The organism is Desulfovibrio sp. 3_1_syn3, assembly GCF_000145315.2.
Classification (GTDB): Bacteria; Desulfobacterota; Desulfovibrionia; order Desulfovibrionales; family Desulfovibrionaceae; genus Desulfovibrio; species Desulfovibrio fairfieldensis.
The window spans coordinates 870,470-889,548 of the sequence record NZ_ADDR02000001.1 but is presented as its reverse complement, the minus strand read 5'-3'; the positions used below and the strand labels follow the sequence as shown (position 1 = coordinate 889,548).

Sequence of the window (19,079 nt, the reverse complement as noted above, 5' to 3'; positions counted from 1 at the left end):
ATAACCGCAAAGTTACAGGAAGGCTGAGGCAAAAGCATTTCCTTTCCCGTTCTCTCCATTCGATTGCTCTGAACGGCCTCCGCAAGCGGGGGCCTGAATCCGGCTGACTTTGCCCCTGATCTGCCCTATACTGGGCGCGTCATGCCCAAACAGCACTCCCGCTCCTTCCGTCTGGTCTGCGAAACCCGGCACATCCCCCTGGTGGAAGCCCTGTTGCGCGCCCAAGGCTACGAATTCGAACCCGAGCCCTTTTCCCCGCTCTGCCGCCGCCTCTGCCGCGAGCCCCGGCCTCTGGGCGGTTCCCTGGCGGCCTTTTTCGGGTATATCTACATCCAGGACCGCTCCTCCATGCTGCCGCCCCTGGCGCTGGCCCCCCGGACGGGGGAAGCCGTGCTGGACGTCTGCGCCAGCCCGGGCAGCAAAAGCGGCTTTCTGGCCCAGTTGACCGGCCCCACGGGCTTTGTGCTGGCCAACGAGCCCGCGCCCGCCCGCCTGGGCACCCTGCGGGCCAATCTGCACCAGTGCAATCTGCTCCAGGCCGCCACCTGCTCCTACGGCGGCGAAAACCTGCCCCTGGTCCCGGCTTCCTGGAACGCCATCCAGCTGGACCCGCCCTGCTCCGGCTGGGGCACGGCGGAAAAACATCCCCGCGTGCTCAAGCTCTGGCAGGGAGACAAACTGAACAGCCTCATCGGCCTGCAACGACGTCTGCTGCGGCACGCCGCATCCCTGCTCGCGCCGGGCGGACGGCTGGTCTACTCCACCTGCACCACCAACGAGGCGGAAAACGAGGCCCAGGTCTGTTTCGCCGAAGAAGAGCTGGGCCTTGTGCGCGAAACGCTGCCGCCGTTTCCCGGCTTTGCCTGGGAAGAACGCCCCGACGGCGCGGGCACGCTGCGGGTGGACGGCGAAAAATCGCGGGCCCAGGGATTTTACCTGGCCCTGTTGCGCAAGACGGCGAGCAGCGCGGGCACGCCCCCCGTGTCGCTCGCGTCCGCCCCGGAAAAACGCGGCGCGCGGCGCGAAGCGGGCCGGACCCTGCCGCCGGAATGCCTGGCCGGGCCCTGCTGCGACCCGGCTCTGCTGCCGCAGGGCCACGCCGCGCTTTACGGCGAGCATGTGCGTTTTATTCCCGCACAGGCGGCCGGTCTGCTGCCGCCGGAATGCATCTGGCAGGGAGCCTTGCTGGGCCGTCTGACCGGCGGCCGTCTGAGCCCGGCCCCGCGCCTGCGCTGCCTGCTGCCCAAGCCGCCCGGACCGGACACGGCCCTGGTGCTGGACGACCTTGCGGACCTGGCGGCCCTGCTTTCGGGCCAGAGCCGCCAAACCGGCCTGGCGGGCCGTGAGGCCGGACTCTGGTGGCGCGATCTGCCCCTGGGGCGGATCGCGCTCAAACAGGGCCGGGCCGTGGCCGTGTTCAAGTAGAGCGGATTCCGTTTGAAGTTGTTCTCATTTCCCTGAAGCAGGCAAGGAGGCCGCCATGCCCGTGAACGCGCGCATGCACCTGAAAATCTGGCTGACCCGCGCCGACGGCAAAAACAGCGGCACGGCGGGCCAGGAACTGCTGGGCCAGGGCCGGGTGGAGCTTTTGCGCCGCATGGCCGAACTGGGCTCGCTGAAAAAAGCCGCCGAAAGCATGGGCATGTCTTACCGCCTGGCCTGGGGCAGGTTGAAGAAAATGGAGGAAGCCCTGGGCCGCCCCCTGGTGGAAAGCGGCGACAACCGGCGTGGCGGCTACAGCCTCACGCCCGCGGGCGAGGAACTGGTCGCGGCCTTCCGCCTCTGGGAGGACGAGGTGCGCCGTTTCGCCCTGGCGCACGCGCCGCAATTGCACAATATCGCCCTGGAAGCGGACGCCCCGGCCGAGGCGGACGCTGACGCCCGCGACGACGCTCCCTCCGGCGCGTCCGCATTGCGGGATTGACGCGGGCGGGACGCGCATGGAAAGCATGCTGCGCTGGCGGCCCGAAGCCGCCCGCTTCCGCCACCGGGACTCCCTGCTGGAAAAATCCCTGCCCGGCGCGGACCTGGCTCTGGAGGCCTGCGCCCTGGTGGACCTGAGCGTGGCCGAGGCTCTGGCGCGGGCGCGCCAGGCCGGACGCGCGCCCGCCTGCGGGGCGGGTTGCGCGGCCTGCTGTTGCCAGCCCATCCCGCTCACGCCGCTGGAAGCCCTGCTGCTGACACGCTACGCGCATCTGCGGCTCAGGCCCGAAGAACGCGCGACCCTGGCCCGAAACCATGCCGCGGCCCTGGCTCTGCCGCCGTTGCGGCGCAACTGCCCCCTGCTGCTTGACGGCCGTTGCGCGGCCTATGTCGTGCGCCCCCTGGCCTGCCGCCGCTATCTGGTGCTGGACAGGCCCTGCGCCCCCGGCGAGGACGCCGCATCCAGCCGCCCCGCCGATCTGCTGCTGCCCGACCCGGGCCTGCTGGCAGCCGCCCTGCTGCGCACCCTGCCCTGGTACGCCCGCCGACCCGGATGCCCGCTGCCGCCCCGGTCTTCAGACCCGGCGGCGGCCCGGCGTTTCTTCCGCTCCGTGACCACCGTTATCCAGGCCCTGCCCTGGGGAAAAGAGCTTGCCCAAGAGGACGGCGTGGCTTAAAGGAAACACTGCGTAATGGTCTTTGTGCCCTTTTCCCGCGAAGAATGATTCAGAAAGCTTCCGGCCCGCGCCGCGCTGTTCCGGGTTTGAATATGTCCACCAGTACCGCCGCGCCCGCGCGCGAACCGGCCAACGCCCTTGAGCGGGTTTCCGGCCTCCTTTCCCTGCTGCGTTTCGCCTTTCCCACCATGGTCATGATGGTCTTCAACGGCCTGTACACCATTGTGGACGTGGTTTTTGTGGCCCGTTTCGTGAACACCGAGGCGCTCTCGGCCATCAACATCATCAACCCGGCCATGGGCGTGCTCTGGGGCCTGGGCACCATGCTGGGCACCGGCGGCAGCGCGCTTATCGCGCGCAAGATGGGCGGCGGCGACACTGCCGGAGCGCAGCGCAACTTCAGCCTGCTGATCCTGGCCGGGGTGCTGCTGGGCCTGTTCTTTTCCGGCCTGGGCCTGCTCTTTCTGGAGCCGATCATCCGCGCCCTGGGCGCCAGCGACATTCTCGCGCCCTACTGCCGGGAATATTTCGGCACCCTGCTGCTCTTCACCCCGGCGGGCCTGGTGCTGGCCCTGTTCGCCTTTTTCTTCGTCGCAGCCGGCAAGCCCGCGCTGAACATGGCCCTGATTATTGCCTCGGGCCTGACCAACACGCTTCTGGACTATGTCTTCATCGTGCTGCTGGGCATGGGCGTGGCGGGCGCGGCCCTGGCCACGGGCATCGCCTTTCTGATCCCGCCTCTGGGCGGGTTGTGTTTTTTCCTGTACAGCAAAGGGCCGCTGCACTTCACCCGGCCCGGCATGCGCCCGCGGGAGTTCGGCCAGGCCTGCTTCAACGGCAGCTCCGAGATGATCGCCCAACTCTCGATCAGCGTGACCACCTATCTGTTCAACATCACCATGCTGCGCCTGGCCGGGGAAGCGGGCGTGGCCGCGCTGACCATCACGGCCTATTCGGAATATTTTCTGGTCACGCTCTTTCTGGGTTTTTCCATGGGCGTGGCACCGGTCATCAGCTACAATTACGGCAGCGGCAACCATGCCCGCCAGCGCCGCATCTTCCGCTCCTGCCTGCTGTTCATCTGCGTGGGTTCCATTCTGGTCTTCAGCGCGGCCCTGCTGGGCGCGTCCCGGCTCATCGGCATTTTCGCGCCGCCGGACAGCCGGGTTTTCGCCCTGGCGGACCAGGGCTTCCATATTTTCGTCTTCAACTTTCTGTTCTGCGGCTACGGCATCTTTGCCTCGTCCCTGTTCACGGCCCTGTCCAACGGCAAGGTTTCCGCCATTATCGCCTTTTTGCGCACCTTCGCGCTTATCGCGCTTTTTCTGCTGGTGCTGCCGGAATTCCTCGGCCTGACCGGCGTGTGGCTGGCCGCGCCCCTGGCCGAGGCCATCTCCGCGCTGGTGGCGGCCTTTTTCGTCTGGCGCTGGCGCGGCACCTATCAGTATTTATAGGAAAAACGGGAAAGGGCAGGACAAGAACCCAAGCCGGGATAGTCAGGCCGGACGACCCAGGTCCAGACGGCGCGCGTCCAGGCTGGAGAGCCAGACCATGTCATGGCTGGCCGCCACCACGGTGGTTCCGGCCAGGGCCGCGCCGCGTACCGCCGTCTCGATGGCCTTGGCGCTGGCCGCGTCCACGCTGGAGGTTGGCTCGTCCAGCAGCAGGACCAGCGGGCGCAGGACCAGCCGGGCGGCCAGGGCCACGCGCTGCTTTTCGCCGCCGGAAAGCGCCTTCCAGGAACGGCGCAGCATGTCCTGCTCCGGCGTGAAGCCCACGGCCAGCATGGCTCCCTCGGCGGCCTGCCGCAGATCATGGCGGCGGCCGCGCACACGCAGGCCGTAGACCACATTTTCAAACACCGAGGCCTTGAACAGATAGGATTCCTGCAACAGCAGAGTGACGTCCTGCCGGGGCGGACGGCCCGGCGTGCCGTGAAAACACAGTTCGCCGGAGGCGGGACTTTCCAGAAAAGCCAGCAGGCGCAGCAACGTGCTCTTGCCCGCGCCGTTGGGGCCCGTGAGCGCCAGCACCTCGCCGCGCGCGATGCTCAGCTCCGGCAGGCGCAGCACTGTGCGCCCCCCGTAGCGCTGCGTCAGGTCCCGGCATCGGTACAACACGCTCATGCCCCGCCTCCCCGCCTGCCGTGGTCGCCCCGTCCGCGCCGGCGCAAAACCGCCAGAGCCAGATTGACCACAAAAGCCATGAGCAGCAGCACCAGCCCCAGGGCAATGCCCTGGGCGAATTCGCCCTTGCTGGTTTCCAGGGCAATGGCCGTGGTCATGGTGCGGGTTTCATAGCGGATATTGCCGCCCAGCATCATGGCGATGCCCACTTCGGTGATCACCCGGCCGAAGGCCGTAACGCAGACCATGCCGATTTCGTAACGGGCCTCCTTCAATGAGCCCCAGGCCACCTGCGCGCCCGATGCCCCCAGAGTCAGCAAGGTCTGGCGGCAGCGCGGGTCCAGCCCTTCCACCGCCTGGGCCGTCCAGGAAATCACGATGGGCAGGGCCAGCACGGCCTGGCCGATAGCCATGCCCGGCAGGGTGAAGAGCAGGCCGTATTCGCCCAACGGGCCCCGGTAGGTGATGAAGGCATAGACCAGCAGGCCGATGAGCACGGTGGGGAAGGCCAGCAGGGTGTCGGAAATGAGCCGCAGGCAGCGCTTGCCCGGAAAATCGTAATAGCCCAGGGCAAACCCGCAGGGCAGGCCCAGCAGCATGGCCGCCGTCATGGCGTAGGCCGTGGAGACCAGGGTGGCCGTGACGGCGGACAGCGTGGCCGCGTCCATGTGCAGGAGCAGGGCGAGGGCCTGCGCGACGCCTTGGGATAGGTAATCCATAACTGTAGGTGTGCCCCGCGAGGCGGAGTTATTGGGGCCTGCCGCCCGCAGGGCACACCAAACATCACCCGGACGACAAGCCCCCTCCCGGCTTACGGCAAAGGAACAGCGCGGAAGCGAAACATCCGTTCCGCTTCCGCTTTCCTCATCTACTTCCCGGCATTGGGGAAGAACAACTGCTTGCCTTCCAGCTTGTAATCGGCAATGCGCTTCTGGGTTTCAGGCTTCACCCACCAATCCTCGAAAACCAGGGCCAGGTCTTTCTTGACCTTGGGGCACTGGGCCGGATTGACCGTGATCACGCTGTACTGGTTGAACAAGGCCTTGTCGCCCTCCACCAGGATGGCCAGGGGGTTCTTGTCGCCCTGCTTGTTGGCGAACTTGATCCAGGTGCCCCGGTCGGTAAGGGCATAGCCCTTTTTCTCGGCGGCCATGTTCAGGGTGGCCATCATGCCCTGCCCGGCGGAAACATACCAGGCTTCCTTGTCCGGCGACAGGCTGGAGGCCTTCCAGAGCTTGAGTTCGGCCTTGTGCGTGCCGGACTGGTCGCCGCGGCTCACAAAGGGGCTTTTGCGCCCGGCAATAGCCTTGAGGGCCTCGGCCGTGGCCTTGGCCTTGACCTGGGCCGGATCCTTGACCGGGCCCACCAGCACGAAATCGTTATACATGATCTGGCGGCGATCCACGCCGTGCCCGGCTTTGACGAATTCCATCTCGGCGGCGGGCGCGTGCACCAGCAGCACGTCGGCGTCGCAGTTCTTGGCGATTTCCAGGGCCTTGCCCGTGCCCACGGCCACCCATTTGAGATCAATGCCGGTCTCGGCCTTGAACGTGGGTTGCAGATACTCCAGCAAGCCGGAATCCTGGGTGCTGGTGGTGGTGGCCATCATCAGCTTTTTGTCGGCGGCATGGGCCACGGGCAGGCTCAGGGCCAGGCAGAAGGCGGCGGCCAGAGCCAGAACGGAAAGGCGTTTCATGGATGCGACTCCTTGTAAGATATTGGAAGAAAGATAGACGAGTGCATAGCCGCCCACGGACAGCGCGTCAATGGCTCCGGCGCGACGGCACAGGGCAGACGCATCTAATTCCAGGCTTTGCAGGCCTTTTATTTGCCGTGATGATTCGCCAAAACCAGCCTTTTGTGTGCCGGCTGCGTCATCTGGCGCTTTCGGTCGGTTTCCGCGCCAAAAGTGCCATTTTCCTTGCCGGCACGCAAAAATCTTGCTTCAGCCGTTGCGACGAAGGAGCTTTAGCCGTAGGCGAACTTGTGAGCCGTACGGAGAAAGACAGCAACGCTAGCTACGGATGAAGACAGCAATTGGTTACGCAAAATTATATCCAAGGAAATCGCTGTCGCTATCCGTAGCGGTGCTGTCTTGATCCGTAACACGGCTTCGCCGTGAACGGCTCAAGCAAGCCGCTGACGCGGCAACGGCCAGCGCATTTTTTAGGATTCTCCCGGCACCAGCCATCCGCCTGCGCTTCGCTCCGGCGGAGCAAAGGTGGCTTCGCCACTTTTTTGTTCGTTCCCCGATCTACCGGGGAATAAAGACTTTTTAGATGCGTCTTCCCAGCGCGACGACAGGGCCCGATTGAGCTAAAGAGGTTGCGGATCAGCATCACGCCAACCCAAGCCGCTGCCCGCGCAAAAGCTGACGTCCCCAGACCGCCTGCCCCAGGGACAGGCCGCCGTCGCCCGGCGGCAATTCATGGTGGGTGAGCGGGTCAAGGCCATGCTCCGCCAGGGCTTGCGGCAAGAGCCGGGCCAGCAGGGCGTTCTGCATGGCCCCGCCGGAAAGGCCCACTCGGCGCGTGCCGGTCTTTCGGGCCGCCGTGGCGGCCATGCCCGCCAGCGCGTGCGCCAGGCTCAGATGAAAACGGGCCGCGACGCGTCCCACGGGCTCGCCGGCCGCTTGGGCTTGCAGCACTCGGCGGAAGAGGGCCGTGCTGTCCAGCTCCAACAGGCCGTTGCTCTCCACCAGAGGCAGAGGCCAGGCCGCGCCCTCGCGCAACGCGGCTTCGTCCGCCGCCGCTTCCAGGCGGATGGCCGCCTGGCCTTCGTAAGTGGTCGCCAGGCAAAGGCCCAACTGGGCGGCCACGGCGTCGAACAGGCGGCCGCAACTGGAGGTTCGCGGGCAGTTCAGGCCGCGCGCCAGCATTTCCCGCACAGCCGTTGCGGCCATGGCGTATTCGGCGTCCCAGGGCGCGGGACCGGCATCCTCTCCGGCCTGAATCCGAAGGGCCAGGGCGATGCGCCAGGGCTCACGGATGGCGGCCTCGCCGCCGGGCAGGGCAAAGGGGGCCAAGCGCCCCAGGCGGTTCCAGTCCGCACGGCCCAGATCCATATGGATCAGTTCCCCGCCCCAGATGGTGCCGTCGTCGCCCAGGCCCGTGCCGTCCAGGCACAGGGCCAGGGCGGGCTCATAACAGTTATTTTCGGCCAGCACCGAGGCGGCATGGGCGACATGGTGCTGGATCCGCCAGAGCGGCAAGCCTTCCCGCGCGGCGCGGGCCTCGGCATAGCGGGTGGACAAAAAATCCGGGTGCAGATCGCAGACAATGGCCTTGGGCCGCACTTCCAGCAGGCTTTCCAGGTGGGCCGCCACTTCCTCGTAAAAACCCAGGGTGGCCGGATTTTCCAGATCGCCGATATGCTGGCCCACAAAGGCCTCATGCCCGCGCGTGAGGCAGATGGTGCCCTTAAGTTCGGCCCCGGCCCCCAGCACCGTGGGATCGCCCTCTTCCCCGCCCTCTCCAAACGGCGGCAGAAAGACCGGACGCGGCACATAGCCGCGCGCCCGCCGATAGAAAAACGGATCAACCGCGTGCGGGACTGTCGCAGGGCTGGAAGCTGCCTCATCCTTAAAATCCCCGGTCCGAAGGGGGCGTGGGGCCACGCTGAGCACGCTGTCGTCCACGCGCACCAGGATGTCCCTGTCGTGCAGCAGCCAGGCGTCGGCCAGATGATCCAGGCGGGCCAGGGCTTCGCGGTTGCCCAGGCAGAGGGGCTCGCCGTGGGGATTGGCCGAGGTCATCACCAGCGCCGGGGGCAAAGGCGCGCGCGGCGCGAGCCGATCAAAAAGCGCCGCGTGCAGGGGAGTATAGGGCAGCATCAGGCCCACGTTGCGCGTGTCCGGAGCCACCTCCGGCGGCAGGGGGTCTGTCTCTCCGGCCGGGACGGCCCGACGCGGGCAGAGCACAATGGGTTTTTCCGGACTTTGCAGCAGGGCTTCGTGCTCGGGCGTGAGTTCGCAAAGCGCGCGCGCCGTGGCCAGGTCCCCGACCATCAGGGCCAGGGGCTTGTGAGGACGGTTCTTGCGCCGCCGCAGCTCCTGCACGGCCGCGGCGTCGCGGGCGTCGCAGGCCAGCTGGAAACCGCCCAGGCCCTTGAGCGCCAGGACGCCGCCGTCCAGCAGAACCTGCCCGGCGCGGGCCAGGGCTTCACGCCGGTTGTCCGCCGTGGGACCGGTGTCCCCGCCCTGCCGCGTGTGTCTGTCCACAAACCAGAGACGCGGGCCACAGACCGGGCAGGCAATGGGCTGGGCGTGGAAACGCCGGTCGGCGGGATTGCCGTATTCCGCCGCGCAATCCGGGCAGAGCGGGAAGCAGCTCATGGTGGTGGTGGCCCGGTCATAGGGGATGGCGCGGGTGATGGTGTAGCGCGGGCCGCAATTGGTGCAGTTGGTGAAGGGATAGCCGTAACGGCGGTTGGCCGGGTCGCGCATGTCCGCGAGGCAGTCCGGGCAGATGCCCATATCCGGGCTGACCAGCACACTGTGCCCGGCGTGGCCGTGGCTGGGCACAATGACAAAAGCCGTTTCGCCGGGCAGAAACGCCAGTTCTTCCTCGCTCAAGCCCACCAGCCGGGCCAGGGGCGGCAACTCCGCACACAGGCGGCGGCCGAAGCGCTCCACCTCCGCCGGAGGGCCCTGCACTTCCATGCGCACGCCGTCGGAGGTGTTGCCCACCGTGCCGGTAAGTCCGCCCTCCCGCGCCAGCCGGTAGACAAAGGGGCGGAAGCCCACGCCCTGAACCTGGCCGGAAGCCACAAAGGCCCGGCGCACTGTCTGTTTCATGTCCATTATCGCACTGTAGCCCAAAAGAAAAAATGCCGCCAGACTGTTCAATTGCTCAAGATTGAACGCCCTTGCGGTGCCAACGGCTTTTCTGTATTCTCTTCAGTTATAACCGGATCATTAAACAGTTCCCCGCCGTTGCGGCGGCAAGGAGGAGCGCCCATGCCCACAAAACACAATATCGGCAGCCGGATCCGTTCCTTCCGCGAGGAACGTGAAATTGATCTGGAAACCCTGTCCCAGGACACCAACCTGAGTGTGGAATTCCTGAACCAGCTGGAAAACGGCGAAATTTACCCCAGCATCGGCCCCATGCAGAAGCTGGCCCGCGCTCTGGGCGTGCGCCTGGGCACCTTTCTGGATGACCAGTACACCCGCGACCCGATCATCGGACGCATCGGCGGCGAGGGCGGCGACCCGGCCCTGCACACCGGGCGCATGGCCCGGCCCACCTATGTCTACCAGGCTCTGGGCAAGGGCAAGAGCGACCGCAACATGGAGCCCTTTTACATTGAAATTTTTCCCGACCCCTCGGTGGAGCGCAAAACCTCATCCCACCAGGGCGAGGAATTCATCCTGGTGCTTGAGGGCGAACTGCTGGTGATCTACGGGCGGGAGAGCCACGTGCTCAAGGCCGGGGACACCATCTATTACAATTCCATTGTGCCGCATTTCGTGGGCGCGGCCGGGGATGCGCCGGTCAGGATCATGGCTGTGGCGTATAATCCTTAGAGAACCCTGGACCGGATTCACTCTGCAATTGCGACGCGACGACCCGAGCGGAGGGCGCGGAGAAAAGGCATGGACGAAAAAGTACGCGAGCGGCAGGCGCAGTTTGAACTGCGCGAATGGACCCTGGGGCAGATTCTCGACCATACCGTGGCCCGCTTTCCCGACCGGGAGGCCATTGTCTACGCCGACCGCGACTACCGCCTGACCTGGCGGGAATTCGCCGACGTGGTGGACCAGTTCGCCAAGGGGCTCATGGCGCTGGGCGTGCAAAAGGGCGAAAAAGTGGCGGTCTGGGCCACCAACGTGCCCTACTGGGTGGCCCTGCAATTCGCCACGGCCAAGATCGGGGCCATTCTGCTCACGGTGAACACCAATTACCGCGAACACGAGTTGCGCTATCTGCTGGGCCAGTCCGAATGCGAAAACATCTTCCTCATCGACAACCTGCGCGACCATGACTATATCGCCACACTCTACAAGATCGTGCCCGAACTGCGCACCCAGGGGCGCGGCAACTTGCGCTGCGCCGAGCTGCCGCACCTGAAGCGGGTCTGTTTTCTGGGCGCGGAAAAGCACCGGGGCATGTATTCCGTGCCGGAAATCCTGGCCATGTCCGTGATGGTGGACGACGAGGAATATGAGGCCCGCCAGGCCACTCTGGACCCCTGGGACGAAATCAACATGCAGTATACCTCGGGCACCACGGGTTTTCCGCGCGGGGTCATGCTGACCCACGTGGGCGTGGGCCTCAACGGCTACTGGATCGGCCGCCACCAGGGCTTTACGGAGCAGGACAGGCTCTGCCTGCCGGTGCCGCTTTTCCACTGCTACGGCTGCGTGCTGGGCGTATCGGCCTGCGTCAACCACGGCACCACCATGGTCATTCTCGAAACCTACAATCCCCTGAAAGTGCTGGCCGCCGTGGACAGCGAGCGCTGCACCGCGCTCTACGGCGTGCCCACCATGTTCCTGGCCGAGCTGGAGCACAAGCTCTTCAAGCGCTTTGACGTCTCCAGCCTGCGCACCGGCATCATGGCCGGTTCGGTCTGCCCGGAACCGCTCATGCGCCGGGTGGTGGAAGACATGTACATGAAGGAAATCACCATCTGCTACGGCCTCACCGAGGCCTCGCCGGTCATGACCCAGTCCGACATTCACGATCCCCTGGCCGTGCGCTGCGAAACCGTGGGCTGCGCCATGCCGGGCATTGAGGTGCGCGTGGGCGACCCGGAGACCTGCGAGGAACTGCCGCGCGGCGAAGTGGGCGAAATCCTCTGCCGGGGCTACAACATCATGAAGGGCTACTACAAGATGCCCGAGGACACGGCCAGGGCCATCAGCCCGGAAGGCTGGCTGCACTCCGGCGACCTGGGCGTCATGGACGAGCACGGCTACGTGCGCGTCACGGGCCGGATCAAGGACATGATCATCCGGGGCGGCGAAAACGTCTACCCGCGCGAAGTGGAGGAATTTCTGCTCCAGATGGACGGCGTACTGGACGTGCAGGTGGTGGCCGTGCCCAGCCGCAAATACGGCGAGGAAGTGGGGGCCTTCGTCATTCCCCGGCCCGGCGCGGACTTGCTGCCCGAAGACATACGCGACTTCTGCCGGGGCAAGATCGCCTGGTTCAAGATTCCCAAATACGTGGCCCTGGTGGACGCTTTCCCGCTCACGGCCAGCGGCAAGATCCAGAAATACAGGCTGCGCGAAATGGCGGCCGAGCGCTGGCCCGAGCCCATGCAATAAACAGCCCGTCCCGGACGGCGCGCTGCCTTGGGACGGCCTTTTCTCCGGGCCCGCGTCGTGCTAATCAACGGCCCATGAACACTGAAAACTTTACGCTGACCCCTGATGATACGGTCTCTCCGGCCCGGACACTCCCCGCCGCCCCGAACAGCGCTCCGTCCGTGAACGCCGATCCTCGCGGAGCAACCTGCGCCGCGGCCTGTCCGCTGGCCCGGATTCCGGCTCCGGTCTGGAACGCCCTGTTGCGCCGCCCCTTCCGCAAGCGGCATCCCTTCATCTTCTGGCTCTCGCTCCTGGCCCTGGTTCTGATCGGCCTGGCTGTTTTCAGCCGGGACGAAAACGGCCAGGGCCTGCTCAGCGGCGGCGACCGCCTGGCCCTGGTCATGGTGCGCGGCCCGATTATGGACGTGGCCCCCACCCTGGCCTGGATCCGCAAAATCGAACGCAACCCCCAGGTCAAGGGCGTGTTGCTGCGCGTGGATTCCCCCGGCGGCGGGGCCGCCGCCTCGCAGGAAGTCTACGACGCGCTGGCCCGCCTGGCCCGAAAACGCCCGTTGGCGGTGAGCATGGGCTCCATGGCCGCGTCGGGCGGCCTGATGGTCAGCATGGCCGGAGGCCGGATTTTCGCCAATCCCTCCACAGTCACCGGCTCCATCGGCGTGCGCATGGACATCCCGCAACTCCAGGGGCTGCTGGGCAAGATCGGCGTGGGGCAGGAAACCCTGGTCACCGCGCCTTACAAAAACGCCGGTTCCTATCTGCACCCGCTTTCACCCGAGGATCGGGCCTATTTTGAAGGCGTGCTCAAGGACATGCACGAGCAGTTCGTGGACATTGTGGCCAAGGGGCGGGACATGCCGCACGAGCGGGCCGGAGGGCTGGCCAGCGGCAAGATCTTTACCGGCCAGGAGGCCCTGAAGCTCGGCCTGGTGGATGAACTGGGCGGCCAGGACGCGGCCCTGCGCTGGCTGGCCGAACAGACCGGCGTGCCCGCCGAGCGCAAGCTGCTGACCAAACCCAAGGAAAGTTCCTGGCTCGCGGACAGCCTCAAATCCTGGTTCGGCCTGGACCTTTCGACCCTTGCAACCATGGGCGGGCTTAACGCCGCGGGCAGCGACTGGCGGACGCCGGTCTTTCTGTATCAGTTCTGAGAAGGCCTGGGGCTGCCGCCCCAAATCCCGCCGGGGGGATCATCCCCCCGGCTCTCTCAAGGTCGGAAAAGGACGGCGCGCTCGCGCCTTCCTGTGGCAAGGGTTTGTCTGCAAATCCTTGCAGAGCAGTTGATGCATGAAATGCATCCGCGCATCAAAAGTATTCACTTCCGCATTTCTCCCCCCGCATCCTGCTCACATTTCCTGCATGACCCAGGCCAATCGCCCGAGAATCCATTCCGTCCGGGCTAAGCGTATCCTGCGATCCGGATACGCGGGGTTCTCGGCACATAAGCGGAAATAATCCTCCTCCCAGAGCAGGCGGCGCAGGACGATCTCCCCGTGGGGAAGCGTGATGGCGAACAGTTCGCCGCTCGCGGGGCAGTCGGCGCGCGTGTCAATGCCGACATACGCTCCCCGGCGCACTGTGGGCGCGGCCGCGTCGTTGTCCACTGCCAGAACGACTATGCCCTCTCTCGCGTATGCCCTGGGCAAGAGGATGCTGCCTGTCGGCCGGAGCGTGGCCACGGCTGCCCCGTTTCCCGTGTCGTCGCCGCGCATGGCGTACATGGTGACAAGCGCAGGCTGCGACAAAGGCGAGCCCAACAAGCCGGGGGCCAGGGGCGTTCCGTCACCGTCGCCGGGGATGTACCCGGCCTCGGTGCGCAGATACACCGGGCCGATGCCGCTTTTCAGCCAGTCGGGGTTCACGCCCAGCTTTTCGAAGAGCTTCATATACCAGGCCGCCGGGACGAAATTTCTTCTCTTGGCGTCGGAAATGCTCGATTGCTTGATCTCAAGAATTTCAGCCAACGCGGTTTGTGTGCGGGTATGGGTTACCGCTTGGATACGTTTGAATATTTCAAAATTCAGGGGTGCCTCTTTCATAAACTCCTCCAAGCCTTCAAGGGCAAATCAGGACTTACGAGTTAATACATTAGTGCGGACAAGTGAATTATTATTTCGATATATTGGTGCAATATCCTATGGAGGTGCACCAATGATTGTCAGTAACCTTGCAAAAATAATGGAAAAAAAGAGAATGACCTGTCGTAATTTAGCAGAGTTATCTGGAGTAGCCGGGCAAACGATAACCAGAGCACGAGGCAAGCTAATTTATGAATGTCGGCTTTCAACTCTTGATGCGTTAGCTATGGCGCTGCAAGTGGAGCTTAAAGCTTTGTTTGACGAAGTGCGGAGTGAGCCTACAAAAATTGAATGGAATTCCTGCGAATAAAATCACCAAAACAATCTAATATATTAGTGCTGACTACGTTTCTGTTATCCCGATATATTAGTGCACTTTCAGAAATGGAGCGCACTAATGGTAAAAAGCAATCTTGCAAGCCTTATGAAGGAAAAGAAAATCACATACCGGCGACTTGAAGAGCTTTCAGGTATTGCGGGAGAGACAATCAACAGGGCTCGAGGAGCATTAATCTACGAATGCAAGCTATCGACCCTTGATGCCTTGGCCAGGGCTCTACATGTAAAAATTAAAGATTTGTTTGATGAAGAGTGAACTTCAGACCACAAAAAGCCCACATGGAGATATGGAACCAAAAGTCGATAATTTTTTTGGAAAGGCATTGCTTCAAATACGTCTCCGACTAGGGGCTGTTTCTAAATTAGGATTTTCGTTCTCTGCCAAGAAAGGCGAACCTTGGGCGGCGGGAGTATATTCAAACATATTCGACCTTCGCACGGGGCGAGCCCGGCGTCGGCAGAGGGCGAAAGGACAAGTTAGAAACAGCTCCCAGAGTTCCCAATACCAGCTGGCAAAGTTATCCGGTATTTCAGAGCAGGACGTACCCCCGATGATCGAAAGTAATGTCAAAAATATTATGAAAAATATACATATTACATATGCCGAACTGGAATCGGTGACAGGACTTTCGAGCCAGACCATTACCCGCGCCAGGAGCCGCAGAATCCGGGAAATGAGCTTGGAAACACTGGAAACTATTGCCCATGCGCTTGGAGTGACGATTAAAGACCTGTTTGACGAGCGCGTTGTTTCCCATAAAAAGCAGACAGAGCAAGACATCTCTCAGCGCTCTTCTCCGCAAAACGAAGATTAGGGGCCTCGTGAAATAAAAACAGGCCGACGAGCTTCCCCATCGGCCTGACTGGCCCGCATCTTTCCTTCCTGCCCCGATACATCTTGCGTACCGTTTCGTTCCGTATAATTTTTCAACATACATATGCGGAAAGCAGCCTGCCCCGGAAGAACGCAAGGGAGCCGGGCGATTGAACCCGACCGCGAAAAATCCGGCCCTCTCCTTCCCACGGACTCTCCTGCCCGCGCGGTGGCTATTCCCAAGCGAACGCCGCTGTATCGGCCTTTTCCATGTCCTGTTGACTCCCGCGCCCGCGCAGGGCACACTTTTTTTACAAAATTCCCCGGGATGCGGGACGGTCCATAAAACCGTACAGGACATTCCATGAAGCCATGCCTGCTGCTGTTTCTGTTGCTGTGCGGTCTGGGCGGTTGCCTCAGTCACAGCATCGGCCCCGCCGAAGTCAAGCGCGATGCGTCCGCTCCCCACGCCGTGCTTGAACGCGATCAGGCGGTTTTCGTAACCACCCTGACGCCGCTCCCGCCGGATGCGGGAGATTCGGCGGAATACATCGCGGCCCAGTTCGCCAAGTATCTCCGGCCTGTCGCGCGCGAAACCCGGTACGGAGCTCCGGTGGCCGATGCGGCGGACGGCCTGGCAAAGGCCCGCGACTGCGGCTGCGGCTATCTGGTTCTGTTGCGCGTTCTCCAATGGAAAACATCCAGCCTGTTCAGCCCCGGCCATGCGGCGGAAGTTGAAATAAGCGTCATGGAAGTTGATACCGGCGCGCTGCGGGACAAAAGCACAGTCAGCGCCTCCTGCTGGAGCATGCTTGCAAGTCTTGAACAATCCACGCGCGAATGCCTTCGCCCGCAGGTCAATACATGGCTGCAACAAGCCTTCAATACGGATACCGCATTGAAAGCGCATACAAATCCCGGCACGTTCAGCCTGGGGGTCACCTACAAGTGAGGCCGCAATCGTGGGCAACTCCCGCCGGGACAATCCGCGCGGGAGCACCCTGCCGTGTTTCGCGGCCCGGCCCGGCCTGGACCCGCATACATCAGGAGGAACCCGCATGCCGCCCTTGAAAATTTTTCCCCTGTTTGTGTTATGTGCGCTTCTCTGCGCCTGTCAGATGGACCTCCGGACCGGAGGCACCAAAACAGACGTCACGTCCCTGAAATCCGGACCGGCCGTGGACAGGGGGAAGAAGCTGTTTGTGGCTATGCCCGCCGATTTCACCAAGGGCCAGGACACGGAAAAAGGCTCCGGAGAAGACACACAACGGGCTCTGCGTAAGGAACTGGAGGGGGCTTCGGTTCAGGCGGTATACGCACCCGCGCCTCAAGACATGCAACAGGCCTTGGCGGCGTCCCGGAATGCGCAATGCGCCTATCTCATAGACCTGAGCATTCTTGACTGGGACGATCCGCCAGCGAGCTTCCAACTGCGGCCGGATAAAGGCGAAATTTCGCTTTCAGTCTATGACGCGAGCTCGGGAGAACTGTTGCGCAACGAGGAGGTTTCCTGCTCGGGATACGCCACGGTCGTTAATTCCGTCGGCTTCTACTCGCCTAAGGACTGCCTCAAGCAGGCTTTCAGAAAATGGACGGCTGAAGCCCTGACCCCAAATTAGACATAAGCGGCGGGAGATGGAGCATCTCCGTCCCGCCGCTTATGTTGTTTACTTTTGCTCCTGTTGCCGCACCATAAGGCAAATGCTCACGTCACAAGCCAAGTCGGGATCTTCGCTGCAGACCAGAGGCGGATGATAGTATTCAAAGCCCGGCCCTGTGACTTCATAGCCGCTCCGCGGCAACCAGACGCCGATCAGTTCATTCCAGGCCGCCGTATACTCATCCATGCGGATGGGTCGCCGGTAGCACGCATACAGCCCGGCGGGCAGGCTTTGCAGGCAAATGCCCTCCTGCGCCAGGGCCTGCTCGTCCGCCGCGAAGCCTTGGGGCAGCACCACGCAGGCGTCATAGCGGCAGCGCTCGGGCGGGGTCAAAGAGGGATTGTCCCAACTGACGCCCAGTGCCGCCGTGTCCGGTCCCAGCAGGCCGTTTTTTCCGGCCCAAGCCATGATCCTTTCCCAGGCCTGAGCCAGGGCCGGGCCGTACGGGCCGATCTGCCGCACATAGGCCACGCTGTATTCCGGCAATTGTTTCACATCCACTTTCATGTCCGCTCCTTTGGCCAGTACGACCAGGTTGGGTTCAAGCTGCACGCGGGCCGCAGCGCCCGCCTGGTCCGTGGTATACGTCAGATCATAGGGGCGCGCGTTTCCCGGCTTGCGCTTTTGGCCCGGCGGCACGGGCGGCGTCCCCTGCCCACAGGCCGCGCGGAACGCGCCGGGGCTCATGCCCATCCATTCGCGGAACACGCGGGCGAAATTCTGGGAGGAGGAAAAGCCGCAAGCCAGGGCAACGGCCGTGATGTTCAGGCTTGAGGAAAAACGCAGCAGATTGGCGGCTGTTTCCAGGCGCAGCCGACGGATACAGGCCGCCAGGGTTTCGCCGGTCATGGCGCTGAATACCCGATGCAAATGGAAGGGCGAGAGGCAGGCAATTCCGGCCAGCTCTTCCAGGGAAAAAACGCGCGCCGGATCAGCTGAAACGGCGTTCAGAATTTTGTTGATGCGTTGCTCGTAGGAAAAATGCGTGGACGCGCGGCGCGCCATACTGACTCCTGTTTCTGGTGTCTGATTGCAAAAATTTCGAGCATAGCCATGCTCTCAATTTTCACAGGATCGTCAGCGAAAAAACGTGATTTTCGCTGACTCTCGGCGGCTGCGCCGCCGCAAAACCTGTAGAGTCTTGCGTGCCTGGTTTTTCACATCAGGCATTGGTTTCAAGCGGCTTGCCCGCGCGGGCGTTTCCGCGCGCCGGGCTTGAATCCACGCAGGGCAGACGCATCTAATTCCAGCCCTTGCAGGCCCCTTATCTGCCGTGATGATCCGTCAAAACCAGCCTTTTGTGCGCTGGCTGCGTCACTTGGCGCTTTTTGCTGCTCATGTACTTGAGTACATTCCGCGCAAAAAGCGCCATTTTTCTTGCCAGCGCGCAAAAATCTTATTTTTTAGGATTCTCCCGGCACAAGCCATCCGCCTGCGCTTCGCTCCGGCGGAGCAAAGGTGGCTTCGCCTCTTTTTGTTCGTTCCCCGATCTACCGGGGAATAAAGACTTTTTAGATGCGTCTGCCCTGTGAATCCACGCCTTTACTCTTGACATGAAGGCCGCCCCCCGGACAAGACATATCTGAACCGTTTTTAATCTGATATGAGGTAGATAGATGAAGACAGCATTGCAAGTGGGGCTGAAAGGCCAGTCGGAAACAGTGGTCGGCAAGGAGCTTCTGGCCAGCGAGGTGGGCAGCGGCCTGGTGACGGTCTACTCCACGGCCATGATGATCGCGGGCATGGAAGGCACGGCCGTGGCCTCGGTGCAGGATGCGCTGGAGGACGGCCAGACCACGGTGGGCACGCGCGTCAATGTCGCGCATCTGGCGGCCACGCCCTGCGGCATGAAGGTCCGCTTCGTCACGGAACTGACCGCCGTCTCGCCCAACGGCAAGGGACTGACCTTCAATGTGGCGGCTTATGACGAAACCGGCCTCATCGGCGAAGGCGTGCACGAACGGGTGGTGGTCAACAAGGAAAAATTCGAGAGCAGAACCAGGGATAAGGCCCGCCAGGCCTGAATCCCGCTGCCAGGGGACGCGCTCTTCTTCGCGCGTTTGCTTACGGCATTGCGGGATTGCGGCAGGAACCGGCAGTGGGCTTTCCCGTAAAAATCGAGTACACTGTATGCACAACGCGGATCGCAGGCCCAGGCTCAGGGCCGGGCACAAGCGAACCGCAGATC

19 protein-coding genes are annotated in these 19,079 nt (G+C 63.2%); 13 read left to right on the top strand and 6 right to left on the bottom strand.

Features of this window, described 5'->3' with window-relative positions; translation table 11 throughout:
- Nucleotides 1-141 precede the first annotated feature (141 nt).
- The 4 genes from HMPREF0326_RS03835 (at nucleotide 142) to HMPREF0326_RS03820 (ending at nucleotide 4,054) form a co-directional block, all read left to right on the top strand.
- Nucleotides 142-1,425, top strand: coding sequence for an RsmB/NOP family class I SAM-dependent RNA methyltransferase (locus tag HMPREF0326_RS03835; protein WP_020990225.1), 1,284 nt, complete (start codon nucleotides 142-144; stop codon nucleotides 1,423-1,425).
- Nucleotides 1,426-1,480: 55 nt separating this feature from the next.
- Entirely contained in the window at nucleotides 1,481-1,924 is a 444-nt protein-coding gene (locus tag HMPREF0326_RS03830; RefSeq protein WP_020990224.1) for a winged helix-turn-helix domain-containing protein, read from the top strand.
- Between the two features lie 16 nt (nucleotides 1,925-1,940).
- Nucleotides 1,941-2,600: a YkgJ family cysteine cluster protein gene (locus HMPREF0326_RS15475; protein WP_020990223.1), complete on the top strand. Its 660-nt coding sequence runs from the start codon at nucleotides 1,941-1,943 to the stop codon at nucleotides 2,598-2,600.
- Between the two features lie 92 nt (nucleotides 2,601-2,692).
- Nucleotides 2,693-4,054, top strand: a complete 1,362-nt coding sequence (locus tag HMPREF0326_RS03820; protein WP_035073129.1) for an MATE family efflux transporter — start codon at nucleotides 2,693-2,695, stop codon at nucleotides 4,052-4,054.
- 42 nt (nucleotides 4,055-4,096) lie between these two features.
- On the opposite strand, the gene HMPREF0326_RS03815 is transcribed toward HMPREF0326_RS03820, so the two are convergent.
- From HMPREF0326_RS03815 to HMPREF0326_RS03800, 4 genes are all read right to left on the bottom strand, one after another.
- Nucleotides 4,097-4,726 (bottom strand): ABC transporter ATP-binding protein, encoded by a 630-nt coding sequence (locus tag HMPREF0326_RS03815; RefSeq protein WP_008683031.1) that lies wholly within the window; start codon nucleotides 4,724-4,726, stop codon nucleotides 4,097-4,099.
- Nucleotides 4,723-5,445 (bottom strand): ABC transporter permease, encoded by a 723-nt coding sequence (locus HMPREF0326_RS03810; protein WP_008683030.1) that lies wholly within the window; start codon nucleotides 5,443-5,445, stop codon nucleotides 4,723-4,725. The genes HMPREF0326_RS03815 and HMPREF0326_RS03810 overlap by 4 nt, the downstream gene beginning before the upstream one ends.
- 149 nt (nucleotides 5,446-5,594) lie before the next feature.
- Nucleotides 5,595-6,422 (bottom strand): substrate-binding domain-containing protein, encoded by an 828-nt coding sequence (locus HMPREF0326_RS03805; RefSeq protein WP_008683028.1) that lies wholly within the window; start codon nucleotides 6,420-6,422, stop codon nucleotides 5,595-5,597.
- Nucleotides 6,423-7,064: 642 nt separating this feature from the next.
- Complete coding sequence (locus HMPREF0326_RS03800; RefSeq protein WP_020990221.1) at nucleotides 7,065-9,527, bottom strand: carbamoyltransferase HypF; 2,463 nt, start codon at nucleotides 9,525-9,527, stop codon at nucleotides 7,065-7,067.
- Between the two features lie 156 nt (nucleotides 9,528-9,683).
- Here HMPREF0326_RS03800 and HMPREF0326_RS03795 point away from each other — a divergent pair, with 156 nt between their 5' ends.
- From HMPREF0326_RS03795 to sppA, 3 genes are all read left to right on the top strand, one after another.
- Nucleotides 9,684-10,253, top strand: a complete 570-nt coding sequence (locus tag HMPREF0326_RS03795) for a helix-turn-helix domain-containing protein (RefSeq protein ID WP_008683022.1) — start codon at nucleotides 9,684-9,686, stop codon at nucleotides 10,251-10,253.
- Between the two features lie 69 nt (nucleotides 10,254-10,322).
- A complete protein-coding gene (locus HMPREF0326_RS03790; RefSeq protein WP_008683021.1) occupies nucleotides 10,323-11,999 on the top strand; it encodes an AMP-binding protein in 1,677 nt (558 codons plus the stop codon).
- A gap of 74 nt (nucleotides 12,000-12,073) precedes the next feature.
- Complete coding sequence (gene sppA, locus HMPREF0326_RS03785; RefSeq protein WP_008683020.1) at nucleotides 12,074-13,150, top strand: signal peptide peptidase SppA; 1,077 nt, start codon at nucleotides 12,074-12,076, stop codon at nucleotides 13,148-13,150.
- A gap of 195 nt (nucleotides 13,151-13,345) precedes the next feature.
- On the opposite strand, the gene HMPREF0326_RS03780 is transcribed toward sppA, so the two are convergent.
- Entirely contained in the window at nucleotides 13,346-14,038 is a 693-nt protein-coding gene (locus HMPREF0326_RS03780; protein ID WP_009303388.1) for a LexA family transcriptional regulator, read from the bottom strand.
- A gap of 112 nt (nucleotides 14,039-14,150) precedes the next feature.
- On the opposite strand from HMPREF0326_RS03780, the gene HMPREF0326_RS15860 reads away from it, so the two are divergent.
- From HMPREF0326_RS15860 to HMPREF0326_RS03760, 5 genes are all read left to right on the top strand, one after another.
- A complete protein-coding gene (locus tag HMPREF0326_RS15860) occupies nucleotides 14,151-14,387 on the top strand; it encodes a helix-turn-helix domain-containing protein (protein WP_009303387.1) in 237 nt (78 codons plus the stop codon).
- Nucleotides 14,388-14,474: 87 nt separating this feature from the next.
- Nucleotides 14,475-14,672, top strand: coding sequence for a helix-turn-helix domain-containing protein (locus HMPREF0326_RS03775; protein WP_008683018.1), 198 nt, complete (start codon nucleotides 14,475-14,477; stop codon nucleotides 14,670-14,672).
- A complete protein-coding gene (locus tag HMPREF0326_RS17300) occupies nucleotides 14,662-15,231 on the top strand; it encodes a helix-turn-helix domain-containing protein (protein WP_008683017.1) in 570 nt (189 codons plus the stop codon). Before HMPREF0326_RS03775 ends, HMPREF0326_RS17300 begins: the two co-directional genes overlap by 11 nt.
- Before the next feature lie 363 nt (nucleotides 15,232-15,594).
- Nucleotides 15,595-16,182: a peptide synthetase gene (locus HMPREF0326_RS03765; protein WP_008683016.1), complete on the top strand. Its 588-nt coding sequence runs from the start codon at nucleotides 15,595-15,597 to the stop codon at nucleotides 16,180-16,182.
- Nucleotides 16,183-16,288: 106 nt separating this feature from the next.
- Complete coding sequence (locus HMPREF0326_RS03760; protein WP_009303385.1) at nucleotides 16,289-16,849, top strand: DUF4823 domain-containing protein; 561 nt, start codon at nucleotides 16,289-16,291, stop codon at nucleotides 16,847-16,849.
- 48 nt (nucleotides 16,850-16,897) lie between these two features.
- Here HMPREF0326_RS03760 and HMPREF0326_RS03755 read toward each other — a convergent pair whose 3' ends face one another.
- Nucleotides 16,898-17,896, bottom strand: a complete 999-nt coding sequence (locus HMPREF0326_RS03755; protein WP_008683014.1) for an AraC family transcriptional regulator — start codon at nucleotides 17,894-17,896, stop codon at nucleotides 16,898-16,900.
- Nucleotides 17,897-18,507: 611 nt separating this feature from the next.
- Here HMPREF0326_RS03755 and HMPREF0326_RS03750 point away from each other — a divergent pair.
- Nucleotides 18,508-18,915, top strand: coding sequence for a thioesterase family protein (locus HMPREF0326_RS03750; protein ID WP_008683012.1), 408 nt, complete (start codon nucleotides 18,508-18,510; stop codon nucleotides 18,913-18,915).
- The last annotated feature ends 164 nt before the right edge of the window (nucleotides 18,916-19,079 follow it).